A 383-nucleotide genomic window follows, 5' to 3' on the forward strand; every position below is an offset into this window, starting at 1 on the left:
TTCCAGATTTGCGCCCGCATCCAGAATGTCCTTATAATTCTCCACTCCTCGGTACACCACCTTCGGCTCGATGCTGCTCAGCGCAGATCCATTTCTGCTGGCAAACCTGTAGCTTACCGCAGCCATGTAGAGCGACCGGTCCGCAACCGTACGCTCCACGTCACGCTCCAGCAAACGCTTCAGGTTCGGGAGCGTGCCCTGTACCGTAAGGCTCCCGTTGCGGTAGGCCATCCCGAAGTCGCCGTCGAAGTAGAGGCTCCGCTGGTTGAAGCTGTAAAGGCTCGCATCCGCAAGGTCGCCCCTTACCCGGTTGAAGTCTACCCACTCGTCCATGATCCCCGCCGAGAGGCCGAAGTCCAGAAAGCTCTTCCCGCTGTTCAGCG

General features: G+C 59.3%; 1 protein-coding gene. It reads right to left on the reverse strand.

Annotated elements, in window-relative coordinates; translation table 11 throughout:
* The coding region (locus H7U22_RS05010) for a type IX secretion system membrane protein PorP/SprF (RefSeq protein ID WP_187070250.1) at positions 1-383 on the reverse strand (383 nt) is incomplete at both ends.

The organism is Pedobacter fastidiosus (genome assembly GCF_014306625.1).
In the GTDB taxonomy this organism is placed as follows: domain Bacteria; phylum Bacteroidota; class Bacteroidia; order Sphingobacteriales; family Sphingobacteriaceae; genus Pedobacter; species Pedobacter fastidiosus.